Consider the following 13,682-nt stretch of genomic DNA (forward strand, 5'->3'; position numbering starts at 1 on the left):
CCGGCCGCTTCGGGCGGCCGTGCGCGGCGGCCCCCGCGAAAAAGAAGAAACGGCCAGTGGTGTCCTGAACTTTCTATGAACATTTCCCTTCCCGCCCTGTTGAGCCAGCTCCTCCTGGGGCTGGTCAACGGCTCCTTCTACGCCATCCTGAGCCTCGGGCTGGCGGTGATCTTCGGCCTGCTCAACGTCATCAACTTCGCGCACGGCGCGCTGTTCATGCTCGGCGCCGTCCTGACGTGGATGGCCATGGAGTATCTCGGCGTCAACTACTGGGTGATGCTGATCGCGGCGCCCATCGTCATCGGCATCTTCGGCGTGCTCATCGAGCGGCTGCTGCTGCGCTGGATCTACAAGCTCGACCACCTCTACGGCCTGCTGCTCACGCTGGGCCTCACGCTGCTGATCGAGGGCGTGTTCCGCTCGGTCTACGGCGTTTCGGGCCTGCCCTACGACGCACCCGACGCGCTGTCGAGCGCCACCGACCTGGGCTTCATGGTGCTGCCCAACTACCGCGCCTGGGTGGTGGTGGCGTCGCTGGTGGTGTGCTTCGCCACCTGGTACGTGATCGAGAAGACGCGCCTGGGCGCCTACCTGCGCGCCGGCACCGAGAATCCGCGGCTCGTGGAAGCTTTCGGCGTCAACGTGCCGCTGATGATCACGCTGACCTACGCCTTCGGTTGCGCGCTCGCCGCCTTCGCAGGCGTGCTGGCCGCGCCGGTCATCCAGGTGTCGCCGCTGATGGGGCAGAACCTCATCATCGTGGTGTTCGCCGTGGTCGTGATCGGCGGCATGGGCTCGATCATGGGGGCCATCCTCACGGGCCTCGGACTCGGGGTGATCGAAGGGCTCACCAAGGTTTTCTATCCGGAGGCATCCTCCACTGTCGTGTTCGTGATCATGGTCATCGTGCTGCTCATCCGTCCGGCCGGCCTGTTCGGCAAAGAGAAATAAGGCGAGCGGCATGAACACGAAAAAAATCTCCACCGTCGTCTACGCGCTGCTGCTGCTCGCACTCGTCTTGGCCCCGTTCTTCGGCGCCTATCCGGTGTTCGTGATGAAGCTGATGTGCTTCGCTCTCTTCGCGGCTGCGTTCAACCTGCTGCTGGGCTTTACCGGGCTGCTTTCCTTCGGGCATGCGGCCTTCCTTGGCGGTTCTGCCTACGTGGCGGGCCACGCGATCAAGGTCTGGGGCCTCACGCCCGAGCTGGGCCTGATCGCGGGCACGCTCACCGGCGCCTTGCTCGGCTGGGTCTTCGGCGTGCTGGCCATCCGCCGCCAGGGCATCTACTTCGCGATGATCACGCTGGCGCTCGCGCAGATGATGTTCTTCGTCGCGCTGCAGGCCAAGTTCACCGGCGGCGAGGACGGCCTGCAGGGCGTGCCGCGCGGCAAGCTCTTCGGCGTGATCGACCTGTCGAACGACCTCACGATGTACTACGTCGCGCTGGTCGTCGTCGTCGCGGCCTTCCTGCTGATCGTGCGCACCATCCATTCGCCGTTCGGCCAGGTGCTCAAGGGCATCAAGGAGAACGAGCCGCGCGCGCTGTCGCTGGGCTACGACGTGAGCCGCTTCAAGCTGCTGGCCTTCGTGATCTCGGCGGCGCTGTCGGGCCTGGCCGGCTCGCTCAAGACGCTGGTGCTCGGTTTCGCCACGCTGTCGGACGTGCACTGGACGGCATCCGGCCAGGTCATCCTGATGACGCTGGTGGGCGGCCTCGGCACGCTCTCGGGTCCGCTGGTGGGCTCGGCGGTGGTGGTGCTGCTGGAGAACAAGATCGGCGAACTCGGCAACTTCCTCGCACGCATCACCACGGTGGAGTGGTTCAACACGCTGGGCGAGTCGGTGACCATGGTCACGGGCCTGATCTTCGTGATCTGCGTGCTGGCCTTCCGCAAGGGGATCATGGGCGAGATCATCGCGTTCATCGACCGGCGACGGGCGAAGTAGGCAGGCGCGGACAAGCAGAAAGAAAAAGGGAGCCCGTCGGCTCCCTTTTCATTTGAGGCTCTGCAGGCCTGCGCCTCAGCAGTTGCCCTTCTTGGCCTGGCCGGGCGGGCAGAAATCGCCGCGGTCGCGATCGTGGCCGTGCCGGTGATCGCGCTCGTAGCGGTCGTGGCGGCGGTCTTCTTCCCACTCGCGCTCGCGGCGTGCCTCACGGCGGGCTTCGCGGCGCCAGTCGCCGTCGTTCCAGCGCCAGCCGCCGCGGTCCTCGATCCAGCGGCCCGGTGCATACACGTAGCCCGCGCGCGCCGGCTGCCAGCCGCCCGCATGCCATGCATAGGCCCGGCCGTCCCAGACCCAGCGGCCCGGCACCCAGACGAAGCCGCCGCGGGGCGGGGGCAGGGGCTCGTAGCGCGGCGGGGGTGGGGCCGTCATCACCAGCCCGGGCACGTTGATGTTGACGGAGACCTGCGCGGTGGCGGCAAGGGGGATCGTGAGAATGGAGAGCGCGCCGGCCGCGGCCAGCATTGCGATTCGGGTTTTCATGGGGGCTCCTCTGAGTCGGTTGATTATTTATGGGAAATTTTCCCAACGCATGTAGGCGGTGTTCGGTTGTCAGCCCCGGACCGAGGTGACAACAGTTACAGCTTCAGCGGCGCCGCGTAGCCGGTCATCTCGAGATAGCCGCGCCCGACGCGACGCCCCTGCGCATCGATCAGGTCGCTCACGCCCTCCCAGTACACGCCGCCGGTGGAGCCGCGGCTGTCCAGTTCCTGGTCGTCGAGCAGGGCGCGCACCTCGAAGCTGCCGGCGGGCGTCTGTACGCGCCAGCGGGTCGGGTACTTCGCCTGCGTGCGCGGGCTGTTCCAGGTCTCGAGGGCTCCGAAGCGCACTTCCTCGTTCCTGAAGATGCGCGCCGCGTCATCGCGCGGCCGGAACGAGCCGCCGGCCCACAGCGCGCTGCCGTCGCTGCGCCGAAGGTGAAAGGCGGTGAGGGCGCTGCCGTCGTCGAGGTTCATGCCGATCCAGTCCCAGCCCACGGCCTCGGGGTGCATCAGCGCCTCGCTCCATTCGTGGTCGAGCCAGGCGGTGCCGGCGATGTCCAGGGCCTGTCCCTTGAGCGTGAGCCTGCCCTGCGCCTTGAGCTGCGGCTCGCTGTAGTAGTAGCTGGCCTGCGATTCTTCCGGCCCCTTGCGCGAGAGCCCGGCATTGCCCTGCAGCAGCACCGGCTGCGTGGGCGTGAAGCGCAGATCGAGTGCGAACTCGCCCGCCGGAATGCGTGCGACATAGATGCCGTTCTGGCGCGCCAGAGACCAGTCGCGGATGCGCACGTCGGTGTCGGCCACCGAGGCCTCCGCCACGCCGAAGCCCGCGCGCGCGATGCGCTGGTCGTGCAGCAGCACGCGGCCTTGGAGGTCGGTGACGGCCGCGTGTGCAAACACCAGATGCTTCGCCGCGAAGGCCGATCGCATGCCCTGCGTGGCCTCGACGCGCGAACGGAAGAAGGTGAGCTGGTAGCCGAATTCGCGCCCGGCCGACGTCTTCGCATGGCCGGTGATGTACCACCACTCGGTGCGCAGGTCGGGATGGCTGCCGAAATCGCGCGGGAACTCCAGGCGGCGTTCGGGCAATGCCCACGCGGCCAGCGGGCCCGACGCGAGCGCGGCGAGCAGCAGGCTTCGGCGCGAAAGGGAGAAGGAGAAAGGTGCTTGCTGCATGGGTTCCAGTTCAAGAGTCGGGCCTTGCACGAATACGGTCATCGGCCTACCAGTCTTCCTTCACAGCCAGCACCACATCCTTGCCTGCTGCGGCGCGGCCGGCCAGCCAGGCAGTGATGGTCCCTGCCGCCACCACCGCGCCGCACAGCACCAGCAGGCGCGCCCATGGCACCAGCAAGTCCATGCTCCAGTGGAAGCTCTGCGGATTCACCACCTTCACGAGCACCACCGACACGGCCAGGCCGAGGCCCAGCCCCGCCACGGCGCCGATCGCGGTCCATGCCGCGCCTTCGCCCGCCACCACCGCCAGCACCTGCCGCCGCGTGAAGCCCAGGTGCGCGAGCAGCCCGAACTCCTTGCGCCGCGCGAGCACCTGCGCGCTGAAGCTGGCCGCGATGCCGAACAGGCCGATGGCGATGGCCACCGCCTGCAGCCAGTAGGTGACGGCGAAGCTGCGGTCGAAGATGCGTAGCGAGGTCGTGCGGATCTGGCCCACCGAGGCGATCTCCACCGATCCGGCCGAGCCGTCGTCCTGGCGCGCGGCGAGTTCGTGCACAGAGGCCTGGACGGCACCCTCCGATGCGCCGGGCGCGAGCCACAGCGCGACGTCGCTCACGTTGCGCTCGCCGGTGATGCGCTCGTAGTCGCGTGCGTCCATGGTGATGGCGCCGAACTGCCGCGCGTAGTCGCGCCACACGCCGGCCACGAAGAACGACGCCCGGGCGTTGCCCATCGCGCCCGACAGCGGCGCGAACGTCGTGCCCGGCTTCGCGCCGTAGAGCTCCACCATCGGCTCGCTCACGTAGATGCCGATTTGTCCATCCGGCACGGCAAGCGCGCTGCCCACGAGCGGCAGCGACTGCGCGGCGCCGCCTTCGAGGCTGCGCGCGATCAGCGTCACTGCGGGCCGCGTCGCATCCAGCTGCAGCGACTGCGTGCGCAGCGTGCCGGTGCGCGCCACGCCGGGCAACTGCGCCAGCGACTGCACGAAGGCAGGGGAGAAGGTCGCGGTGTCGGTGCTGCTGGCGCCGCCGCTGTTGCCGCCGCGGCCGCCCGAGGTGGCGCGCACGTACAGGTCGGCAGGCAGCACCACGTCGAGCCATTGCGTCACCGAATCGCGAAAGCTCGCGACCATCACCGTGAGCGCGACGGCAAGGCTCAGGCTCGCGACCACGCCGCTGACGGCCACGGCCGCCGTGCCGCGCATGCGCCGCGCGCGCTCCACCGCCAGCATCGGCAGCACGCGCCGCGCGAACAGCGGCGCGACGCGGTCGTACACCAGCGCGATCAGCCAGGGCAGGGCGGTGATGCCGCCCACCAGCAGGCAAGCCACCGAGAGATAGGCCGCCACCGGAATGCCGCCGATGGCGGGCAGCCTGGCCAGCACCGCGCCCAGGGCGATCAGTCCCAGCGCGAGCCAGTGGCCATTGCCCTGCGTGGGCGCCGCGCCAAGGCCCTTGAGCGTCTGCGCCTCGGGCAGCGCCTGCGCCGCGCGGGCGGGCCACCAGCCGCCGACCAGCGCGGCCACCACGCCGAGCCCGCCATAGAGCAGGGCAGCGCCGGCGCTCCAGTGCAGCGTGGGCGCCACGCCCTCGAAATACCCGCCGCCCAGGTCACCGCCCAGCACGCGCAGTGCGAAGGCCGCCAGCGCCGTGCCCAGCGCGAGGCCGGCCACGCTGCCGATCAGGCCCAGCACCAGCGACTCGGCCAGCACCAGCCGCAGCCGTTCGCGCGGCGTGAGGCCGAGCACGCCGAGCAGCGCGAACTGCTGCGCCCGCTTGGCCACGCTGAGGGCCAGCACCGAGAACACCAGGAATGCGCCGGTGAACAGGGCTACCAGCGCCAGCACCGTGAGGTTCACGCGGTAGGCGCGCGAGAGGTTGCTCACGCGCTGCGCCGCATCGCCGGGCTCGGCGAACTGCACGCCCGTGGGCCAGTCGGGCGACTTCTGCAGCGAGGCCATGAAGGCGGCCCGGTCGGTGCCGGGCGCGAGCCGCAGGTCGATGCGGCTCAACTGGCCGATGCGGCCGAAGAGTTCCTGCGCCGCCGCGATGTCCATCACCGCCAGGGCCTTGCCGCCCGCAGCCACGTGGCCATCCACCGTGAGCGAGTGCCAGGCGTCGCCGCTGCGCAGTTGCACTGTCTCCGTGGCGCCTTCGCCGGGTGCCTGCGCAGGCAGTCCCAGCGCGTCGCGTGCCGCGAGGTTGAGGAACACGCGGCCGGGCGCGAAGAGCGCGAAGCGGTCGGCGCCCGCGGCCACCTGCGGCATCAGCGCGGGGGCGATGGTCGGCAGCACCAGTGCGTCGATGCCGATCACGCGGATCGGCACCTGCCGCTCGCCGGCCAGCGCCAGTCCCTGGAACTCGAACACCGGGCTCGCGAGCGCCACCTGCGGATGCCGGGCCAGCCGCGCGAACACCGCTTCGTCGAAGCCGCCCTGCACGGCGCGCACTTCCAGATCGGGCTCGCCGTTGACCGAGCGCACCGCGCTGGAGAATTCGTCGAGCGCCGAGGCGTTGATCAGCTGCACGGAGAAGGCCAGCGCAACGCCGAGCATCACGGCCAGCACGGCCGCCGCGTTGCGCCAGGGATGGTGGCGGAGTTCCTGCCAGGAGAAGGTGCCGAGCAATGCGCGCATCGGGCCATTGTCGTCGCGGCGCGCGGGGGCATGGCACGATGGCGCTCTTCGAACGCTGAGGAATCCGACGATGCGGCTCATGCCCCATGCCTTGCCGTACCGCTCCTGGCTCGCGGGCTGGCTTCTCGTCCCCTTGCTGGCCGGCAATGCCGTCGCGCAGCTGCAGCCGCCGCAACAGCAGCAACAGCCCCTGACGCTGGCGAGCGACCCGGGCGTCCTGGCCAGGGCCGCGCTCGGCGCGGAACGCGGCACGCTGGTGGTGGGCACGCTGCGCAACGGGCAGGCCGCCTACGGCGCGGCCTACAACCCCGAGCCGCCTTCGGCCCCGCGCGCCATCGCATCGGGGAGCGCGGAGCAGCCGATGTTCGAGATCGGCTCCGTCACCAAGGTGTTCACCGGCCTGCTGCTCGCGCAGGCGGTGCAGCGCGGCGACCTGAAGCTGGACGACACGGTGGGCAAGCTGCTCGCCGGCAAGGTCGACGGCCTTTCGCCCGCGGTGGCCTCGGTCACGCTGCGCCAGCTCGTCACGCACACCGGCTGCATGCCGGTGATGGCCGATGGCGTGACCGGCGGCGCGCCGCTCGTCGAGCAGTTCCACTCCTTCGACAAGCCCATGTTCTGGGCCGCGCTCGCGCGCATCAGGCTCACGGCCGCGGCGCCGCCCTGCGAAGGCGCGTACAGCAACTTCGGCATGGCGCTGCTCGGGCAGCTGCTCGCCGAGCACTACGACACCTCGTGGGGCGAGCTGGTGCGCGCGCGCATCACCGAGCCGCTGGGCATGAATGACACCGTCATCACGCTGGGCGACAAGGCCTCGCGCATGGCCCCGGCCTTCGCGGGCGACCGCCGCCAGCCGCTGTTCGACATGCAGGCCTACGCGCCGGCCAGCGCGCTGCGTTCCACGGCGGCCGACATGATGACCTTCAGCCGCGCCATCCTCGCGGGCGCCAGCGGGCCGCTGGGCCCGGCCGCCGCGCGCGTGCTCACGCCGCTGGCGCGCTACGAGGGCGCAGAGATCGGCTATGCGGTGATGGTGCGCGGGCCCGAAGGCGGCCGTCGCACCTACTACCACGCAGGCGTCACCCAGGGCTACCGCACGCTATGGCTGCTCGCGCCCGACACCGGCGAGGCGCTGGTCGTGCTCAGCAGCAATGCGCACGCGCCGATGCAGACGGTGATGCTGGCCATCGGCAAGAGCCGCTATCCGGTGCCGACCGCGGAAGTGCCCATCGATCCGAAGCGGCTCGACGAATACAGGGGCGAATACCGCGTGACGCGCACCCAGTCGCTGAACTTCACCGTGCGCAGCGGCCGGCTGCTGGTGCGCGAGACAGGGCGCGGCTACAACGCGCTCACGCCCACGGGCACCGATCGCTTTGCCGTGACCGCCATCGGCGCGCAGGTCATGTTCAGGCGCGATGCGGCGAACGCGGTGATCGGGGTGTCGCTGGCGCAGGGGGGCAGCCAGCTCGATGCGCGCCGGGTGAGCGACGCGGCCGCCGTACAGCAGGAGTAGCTGAACTCAGGGCGTCGTCCCCCGCGCACGTTCGACGCGAAGCAATCCGCTGAAGTCGCGCAGCCTCAGAGCCGGTCCGACATCGCGTGCAGGTACGCACGCACGGCCGCGTTGGAGCTCAGCCCGATGGCGCGATCGAATGCCTGGCGCGCCGCGGAGCGTGCGCCACCGGTTGCGAGCAGGTGGGCGCGCGCCGCCCAGTACGGCTGATAGTTCGCCACGTCCTGCGCGGGAATTGCTTCGAGCGCACGTAGGCCGACCTCGGGACCGCGCGCGTTCGCGAGCGCGCAGGCGAGACTGACCTGTGCGCCGATGCTGCTGCGCAGTGCCAGCAGTCCTTCGTAGAGTGACACCAGCGCTTCGGGCGGCACCGGCGCGCCGACGCGGCGTTCGCAGTGGGCCGACTGGATCGCAGCTTCTAGCTGGTAGGCGCCGAGCGACTTCATTTCGGACGCGCGGCGCAGGCAGAGCTCGGCCTCGGCGAGCAGGTCGGGGTTCCAGCGCAACGGGTCCTGCTGATCGAGCGGCACGTAGGCGCCGGTGTCGCTGCGGCGCGCGGGCATGCGGGCCTCGCAGAAGAGCATCAGCGCCAGCAGGCCCAGCGGCTCGGGCTCGGCGGGCATCAGGCTGCAGAGGATGCGGCACAGGTCGATGGCTTCGGTGGTGAGGCCGCGCGGCAGGGCGTCGGCACCGTCGATGTCGTCCCAGCCGGTGCCGTAGGCGGCATAGATGCCGTCGAGCACATCCTGCAGCCGCTGCGGCAGGTCGCGCGCCTGCGGGTATTCGAAGGGAATGCCGGCCGCGCGGATGCGGGCCTTGGCGCGCACCAGCCGCTGGCCGAGGGTGGAAGGCGCGGTGAGGAAGGCGCCGGCCATGCGCGCCGCGTCGAGGCCGAGCACGGTCTGCAGCATGAGCGGCGCGCGCGCCGCCGCGTCGATGGCCGGATGCGCGCACACGAACAGCAGGCGCAGCCGCTCGTCGGGAATGGCGCTGCTGCCATCGGCGGCGTCGTCGACTTCGCCGGCGAGCAGCAGCAAGGTCTGGGTGGCCTGGTCCTGCACGCGGGTGTGGCGCCAGGCGTCGAGCTTGCGGTGCCGCGCCACGCTCAGCAGCCAGGCATCGGGCTGGTCGGGAATGCCGTCGGAGGGCCAGCGCTCGAGCGCCCGTGAGAAGGCGTCTGCGAGGGCGTCTTCCGATGCGGCGATGTCATGGGTGCGCGCCGAGAGAATGGCCAGCAGCCGGCCATACGATTCGCGCGCCGCCCGTTCGGCGGCCCTGTGAACCGCCGGATCGCTCATGCAGCAGCAGCCAGTGCCGTGGCCACGAAGACGGGCCGCACCTCCACCCCGCCACTGGTCGCGCAGGGCGCACGCGCGGCCCATTCGAGTGCGGCGTCGAGGTCGGGCACGTCGATCACGAAGTAGCCGCCGAGCTGCTCCTTGGTGTCGGCGAAAGGGCCGTCCTGCACCTGGCGCCGGTCGCCGCGCACGCGCAGCGTGGTGCCGGTCATGGGCGGAAAGAGGCCGTGGCCGCCGAGCGAGATGCCCGACTGGCGCACCGCGTCGGCATACGCGACCCAGCTGGCCCGGTAGGCCTGCGCGGATGCGTCTTCGCGTTGCTCGAATTCGGACGCGGGCTGATAGAACATCAACATGTACTGCATGGTGTCTCTCCGTCAAAGGAAAAGCTTGCTGAGCAGGATCGCTCACCACAATGACGGCCAGCCGGCGAGCATTTCGACACGGGCTTCGTGCCGAGCAGAACATTTTTTACGCGAAAGCCTCCCGCTGCAACGGTGCCTGCACCGAAGCGGAAAGTTCTCGGCCAGCCTTCAGGCGGCCTCTGCCCGTGCCGAGGGGGCGAACAGGGTTTCCATCTCGTTGCGCAGCCTGTAGGCGGCAGTGGTGGTGTCGATGGTCACGTCGGCCCAGCTCAGGCTCTGGCCCTTCTTCACCGGGCGCACCAGCCTGACGTTGTGCGCCAGCCCCAGTGGCAGGCCGCCCAGGCGCAGCGAGCGCTCGGCCGGCAGCAGCTTGCCCCAGACGGTGTAGCCGCCTTCGCCGTCGAGCATCTCGCCGGCGGCCAGGTCGCGCTTGGCTGTGGCGACCACGTCGGCGTTCCAGCAGGTGGCCACGCCGGTGGGCTCGCCGCGCAGCGCCACGCTGGCCACCGACATGCCGACTTCGAGCCCGATCAGGTGCCAGCGCTTATAGAGCGTGAAGTAGCGCCCGCTCGGGTCGGTGTGGGCGTTGTACTCCTCGAAGCAGTTCTTGATGTAGTCGGTCTCGGCCTCGACCGTGACCCACACGCCCATGCGGATGTCGTACGGGATCTTCCGACCGTCGGGTTCGAGCGAGGAAATCACCTCGACCATGCCCTTGCGCTCCAGCACGCCGCCTTCGCTCTTCGGCCGCGTGACGAAGGGAATGTCCTCCACGCTCGCGGGCGGGTAGAGCAGGCCGTCCGAGGGCACCGTGAGCCCGGTGGCGTTGGCCACCGCCGAGCTTTCGATCGAAGGCTTGGAGCCGTCGAGGAAGCTGTTGAACATCTTCGGGTTGAGCCCGCCGCGCCTGGCCTGCTCGGGCGTGAGGCCGTAGTTGCCCCACACCGTCTCCGGCGTGGATTCGGTGAAGTGCGGCAGCCACTTGTGGCCGCGCCCGGCCGCCACCACCGGGAAGCCGCAGGTGCGCGCCCAGTCGACCAGGTCGCAGATCAGCGCGGGCTGGTCGCCGAAGGCCAGCGAATAGACCACGCCGGCCTGCAGGGCCTTGCGCGCGAGCAGCGGGCCGCAGAAGGCGTCTGCCTCCACGGTCACGTTCACCAAGTGCTTGCCGTGCGCGAAGGCGTCGAGACAGTGGTCCACCGCCGCGATGGGGTTGCCGGTGCACTCGACCACGATGTCGATGGAGGGCTCGCGCGTCACGGCCTGCCACTCGTCGGTGATCCAGGTGGTGCCCTGCTTCAGCGCCTCCTGCACCGAGGCGGCGGCGGCGCGGCCGGGCTCCCAGCCCACGCGCTCGAGGTTGACGCGGGCCGCGTCCGGCGACAAGTCGGCGATCGCCACCAATTGCACGCCGGGCGTGCGGGGAATCTGCGCGAGGTACATCGAGCCGAACTTGCCGGCGCCGATCAGGCCGATGCGGATGGGGCGGCCTTCGGCGGCGCGCTGCTGCAGGCGGGCGTGGAGGCTCATGTCGTTCAGGCCTCCACCGTGTCGAGCACGTCGGGCGAGGTGCGCAGGGCGCTTTGGGGCAGGCCGTTCTTCCACGGCACATCCACCGGGTAGGGATTCAGCAGGCAGTCGTCGGGCAGCAGCTCGATGGGCGTGAAGTCGCGGTGCGCGATGTACTCGGGCCGTTTGTGGCGGCGGATGTGGTTGCTGACGGCGCACAGGCTCAGGTACACCGCCACGCGGTTGAAGGGCGAGAGGTTGCTGCCAGAGGCATGCACCAGGCAGCTGTGGAACAGGATCATCGAGCCCGCCGGGCCCTTGGGCGAGACGATGCCGCCCTGCCTGCCGCCGGCGCGCTCCACCAGCTGGCGGATCAGGTCGTTGTCGACGGTCCACAGCGGGTAGCTGGTGGTGGTGAGGTCGTGCTTCGCGTCGACCACGCCCTTGCGGTGGCTGCCCGGGATGAACATCAGCGGGCCGTTGTGCTCGTTCACGTCGTCGAGAAAGATCGCGACGTTCATCGCGCGCTCGGTGGGCATCAGGTCGTCGTTGAGCCAGGTGCCGTAGTCCTGGTGCCACTGCCACACATCGCCTTCGAAGGCCATCTTCCCGTTGATCTTGAACTGGTGCATGTAGACCTCCTCGCCGAAGAGATCGACCACCGGCTCGACCATGCGCGGGTGGCGCGCGAGCCGTGCGAAGGGCTCGCTCACGAGGTGCGCGGCGAAGTTCGTGCGCACGGCATCGGAGCCTTTCTCGCGCACGTTGAAGGCCTCGCGCTTCGCGTAGAGATCGGGCACCGCGTCGGTCAGCACCTTGGTTTCTTCGGCCGAGAAGTGGCCGGGGAAGAACAGATAGCCGTCGCGCTCAAACTGCGCGCGCTGCTCGGGGGTGAGCTTCATGCCTTGTCTCCTTTTTGCCTGGGGGTGATGGCGGTGTCGGCGGATGCGGCACGTGCCAGCAGCCGCTCGCTCAATGCCTCGCTGGCCCGCGAGACGTGTTCCTCGCTCAGGCGCGCGGCGCGGTCGGCGTTGCCTGCCGCGATGGCTTCGGCGATGGCCTCGTGCTCGTCCCACAGCGTCTCGCGCTGCGGCTCGGCCTGCAGCACCGCGCCCATCGCGCGGCGCAGGTGGCGCCAGTGCGGATCGGCGCTCTGTGCGATCAGCGGATTGCCCGACGCTTCGTAGATGGCCTGGTGGAAGGCCACGTCGGCATCGATCATCGCTTCCACGTTGCGCCCGCGCGCGGCGCGCCGGCCGCGTTCGATGAGCTTCGGGTCGATGCGAAAGCGCTGCCGCGCCGCCAGCCGCGCGGCCAGGGCATCGAGCGCGCCGCGCACCTGGTAGACCTTGCGCATCGCCTCCGCTTCCAGCGGGGCCACCAGCACGCCGCGGCCGGGCGCGTCGAGCACGAAGCCGTCCTTCTTCAGCAGCCGCAGCGCCTGCAGCACCGGCTGGCGCGACACCGAGAGGCGCTGCGCGATGTCTTCCTGCGTGATGCGCTCGCCGGGTGCGAGCGTGCCGCTGCTGATGGCGCCGAGCAGGGCGCGGTAGACCTGGTCGACGAGGTCGGGTGCGACCTCGATGCTGACGAGCTGGGCGGGCATGGTTGTCTCCTTGCGCCGGGTTCTTTGAACTCTGTATACAGAGTACGAAGTTCGGGGCCGCCACGGATAGCGGGTTTTTACCCATCGGGGCTGCAAAAGAGCGGAAGCCGCCGCTAAGCTCGACCCCATGCAACTACCCACCTACGACGACGTCATCGCCGCGGCCGCGCGGCTCGAAGGCCACGCCCACCGCACGCCGGTGCTGCGCTCCACCACCGCCAACGAGCGCTGGGGCGCCGAGTTCTTCTTCAAGTGCGAGAACTTCCAGCGCATGGGCGCCTTCAAGTTCCGCGGCGCCTTCAACGCGCTTTCGAAGTTCGATGCCGCGCAGCGCAAGGGCGGCGTGATCGCCTTCTCGTCGGGCAACCATGCGCAGGCCATCGCGCTGTCGGCGCGCCTGCTGCAGATGCCCGCCGTCATCGTGATGCCCAAGGACGCGCCGGCCGCCAAGGTCGCGGCCACCAAGGGCTACGGCGCCGAGGTCGTGATGTACGACCGCTTCACCGAAGACCGCGAGGCGCTGACCAGGAAGCTCGCGCAGGAGCGCGGCATGACGATGATCCCGCCCTACGACCATCCCGACGTGCTCACCGGCCAGGGCACCGCGGTGAAGGAGCTGATCGAGGAAACCGGCCCGCTCGACCATCTGTTCGTGTGCCTCGGCGGCGGCGGGCTGCTCTCGGGCTCGGCGCTGTCGGCGCGCGCGCTGTCGCCGCAGTGCAAGGTCTACGGCGTGGAGCCCGAGGCCGGCAACGACGGCCAGCAGTCGTTCCGCGCGGGGAAGATCGTGCACATCGAGACCCCGAAGACCATCGCCGACGGCGCGCAGACGCAGCACCTGGGCGAATACACCTTCGGCATCATCCGCCGCGACGTGGACGACATCTTCACCGTCACCGACGAGCAGCTCGTCGACGCGATGCGCTTCTTTGCGGAGCGCATGAAGATGGTGGTGGAGCCCACCGGCTGTCTCGCTTTCGCCGGCGCGATCGCGGCGGGCAAGGCCATCGCAGGCCAGCGTGTGGGCGTGCTGATCAGCGGCGGCAACGTCGACCTGTCGCGCTTCGCGGCGCTGATCGCGCCGCAGTAG

Annotated in this window: 12 protein-coding genes; 4 read left to right on the top strand and 8 right to left on the bottom strand. The window is 69.8% G+C overall.

Translation table 11 applies throughout. The annotated features are described in order from the left end of the window. The first annotated feature begins 75 nt into the window (after positions 1-75). Positions 76-951, top strand: coding sequence for a branched-chain amino acid ABC transporter permease (locus FHT32_RS25535; protein WP_176667387.1), 876 nt, complete (start codon positions 76-78; stop codon positions 949-951). Positions 952-961: 10 nt separating this feature from the next. Next, positions 962-1,948, top strand: coding sequence for a branched-chain amino acid ABC transporter permease (locus FHT32_RS25540; protein WP_176667388.1), 987 nt, complete (start codon positions 962-964; stop codon positions 1,946-1,948). Positions 1,949-2,023: 75 nt separating this feature from the next. Here the strand turns inward: FHT32_RS25540 and FHT32_RS25545 are convergent, their stop codons facing one another. From FHT32_RS25545 to FHT32_RS25555, 3 genes are all read right to left on the bottom strand, one after another. Next, positions 2,024-2,488, bottom strand: coding sequence for a YXWGXW repeat-containing protein (locus FHT32_RS25545; protein ID WP_176667389.1), 465 nt, complete (start codon positions 2,486-2,488; stop codon positions 2,024-2,026). A 95-nt stretch (positions 2,489-2,583) separates the two neighbouring features. Further along, a complete protein-coding gene (locus tag FHT32_RS25550; protein WP_176667390.1) occupies positions 2,584-3,660 on the bottom strand; it encodes a lipocalin-like domain-containing protein in 1,077 nt (358 codons plus the stop codon). 46 nt (positions 3,661-3,706) lie between these two features. Next, a complete protein-coding gene (locus FHT32_RS25555) occupies positions 3,707-6,298 on the bottom strand; it encodes an FtsX-like permease family protein (RefSeq protein ID WP_176667391.1) in 2,592 nt (863 codons plus the stop codon). A 70-nt stretch (positions 6,299-6,368) separates the two neighbouring features. Between FHT32_RS25555 and FHT32_RS25560 the strand changes: the two genes are divergently transcribed. Then, on the top strand, positions 6,369-7,814 hold the full coding sequence (locus tag FHT32_RS25560; protein WP_176667392.1) for a serine hydrolase: 1,446 nt from the start codon (positions 6,369-6,371) through the stop codon (positions 7,812-7,814). A gap of 65 nt (positions 7,815-7,879) precedes the next feature. Here FHT32_RS25560 and FHT32_RS25565 read toward each other — a convergent pair whose 3' ends face one another. From FHT32_RS25565 to FHT32_RS25585, 5 genes are all read right to left on the bottom strand, one after another. After that, on the bottom strand, positions 7,880-9,112 hold the full coding sequence (locus FHT32_RS25565; RefSeq protein ID WP_176667393.1) for an RNA polymerase sigma factor: 1,233 nt from the start codon (positions 9,110-9,112) through the stop codon (positions 7,880-7,882). Then, positions 9,109-9,477, bottom strand: coding sequence for a YciI family protein (locus FHT32_RS25570; protein WP_176667394.1), 369 nt, complete (start codon positions 9,475-9,477; stop codon positions 9,109-9,111). The genes FHT32_RS25565 and FHT32_RS25570 overlap by 4 nt, the downstream gene beginning before the upstream one ends. Positions 9,478-9,645: 168 nt before the next feature. After that, on the bottom strand, positions 9,646-11,007 hold the full coding sequence (locus FHT32_RS25575) for an NAD(P)H-dependent oxidoreductase (RefSeq protein ID WP_176667395.1): 1,362 nt from the start codon (positions 11,005-11,007) through the stop codon (positions 9,646-9,648). Between the two features lie 5 nt (positions 11,008-11,012). Then, a complete protein-coding gene (locus FHT32_RS25580) occupies positions 11,013-11,888 on the bottom strand; it encodes a phytanoyl-CoA dioxygenase family protein (protein WP_176667396.1) in 876 nt (291 codons plus the stop codon). Next, complete coding sequence (locus FHT32_RS25585; RefSeq protein ID WP_176667397.1) at positions 11,885-12,592, bottom strand: GntR family transcriptional regulator; 708 nt, start codon at positions 12,590-12,592, stop codon at positions 11,885-11,887. Before FHT32_RS25585 ends, FHT32_RS25580 begins: the two co-directional genes overlap by 4 nt. Before the next feature lie 127 nt (positions 12,593-12,719). On the opposite strand from FHT32_RS25585, the gene FHT32_RS25590 reads away from it, so the two are divergent. Further along, the gene (locus FHT32_RS25590) at positions 12,720-13,682 is read left to right on the top strand and encodes a threo-3-hydroxy-L-aspartate ammonia-lyase (protein WP_176667398.1); all 963 of its coding nucleotides are present in this window, start codon (positions 12,720-12,722) and stop codon (positions 13,680-13,682) included.

Source organism: Variovorax sp. SG517 (assembly GCF_013376045.1).
Taxonomy (GTDB): Bacteria; Pseudomonadota; Gammaproteobacteria; order Burkholderiales; family Burkholderiaceae_C; genus Variovorax.

Bases quoted from the DNA above. Each gene is read 5' to 3' on its own strand.
- FHT32_RS25580 (WP_176667396.1), bottom strand. From the start codon at position 11,888: ATGAAGCTCACCCCCGAGCAGCGCGCGCAGTTTGAGCGCGACGGCTAT.
- FHT32_RS25590 (WP_176667398.1), top strand. From the start codon at position 12,720: ATGCAACTACCCACCTACGACGACGTCATCGCCGCGGCCGCGCGGCTC.
- FHT32_RS25560 (WP_176667392.1), top strand. From the start codon at position 6,369: ATGCGGCTCATGCCCCATGCCTTGCCGTACCGCTCCTGGCTCGCGGGC.
- FHT32_RS25570 (WP_176667394.1), bottom strand. From the start codon at position 9,477: ATGCAGTACATGTTGATGTTCTATCAGCCCGCGTCCGAATTCGAGCAA.
- FHT32_RS25540 (WP_176667388.1), top strand. From the start codon at position 962: ATGAACACGAAAAAAATCTCCACCGTCGTCTACGCGCTGCTGCTGCTC.
- FHT32_RS25555 (WP_176667391.1), bottom strand. From the start codon at position 6,298: ATGCGCGCATTGCTCGGCACCTTCTCCTGGCAGGAACTCCGCCACCAT.
- FHT32_RS25565 (WP_176667393.1), bottom strand. From the start codon at position 9,112: ATGAGCGATCCGGCGGTTCACAGGGCCGCCGAACGGGCGGCGCGCGAA.
- FHT32_RS25550 (WP_176667390.1), bottom strand. From the start codon at position 3,660: ATGCAGCAAGCACCTTTCTCCTTCTCCCTTTCGCGCCGAAGCCTGCTG.
- FHT32_RS25575 (WP_176667395.1), bottom strand. From the start codon at position 11,007: ATGAGCCTCCACGCCCGCCTGCAGCAGCGCGCCGCCGAAGGCCGCCCC.
- FHT32_RS25535 (WP_176667387.1), top strand. From the start codon at position 76: ATGAACATTTCCCTTCCCGCCCTGTTGAGCCAGCTCCTCCTGGGGCTG.
- FHT32_RS25585 (WP_176667397.1), bottom strand. From the start codon at position 12,592: ATGCCCGCCCAGCTCGTCAGCATCGAGGTCGCACCCGACCTCGTCGAC.
- FHT32_RS25545 (WP_176667389.1), bottom strand. From the start codon at position 2,488: ATGAAAACCCGAATCGCAATGCTGGCCGCGGCCGGCGCGCTCTCCATT.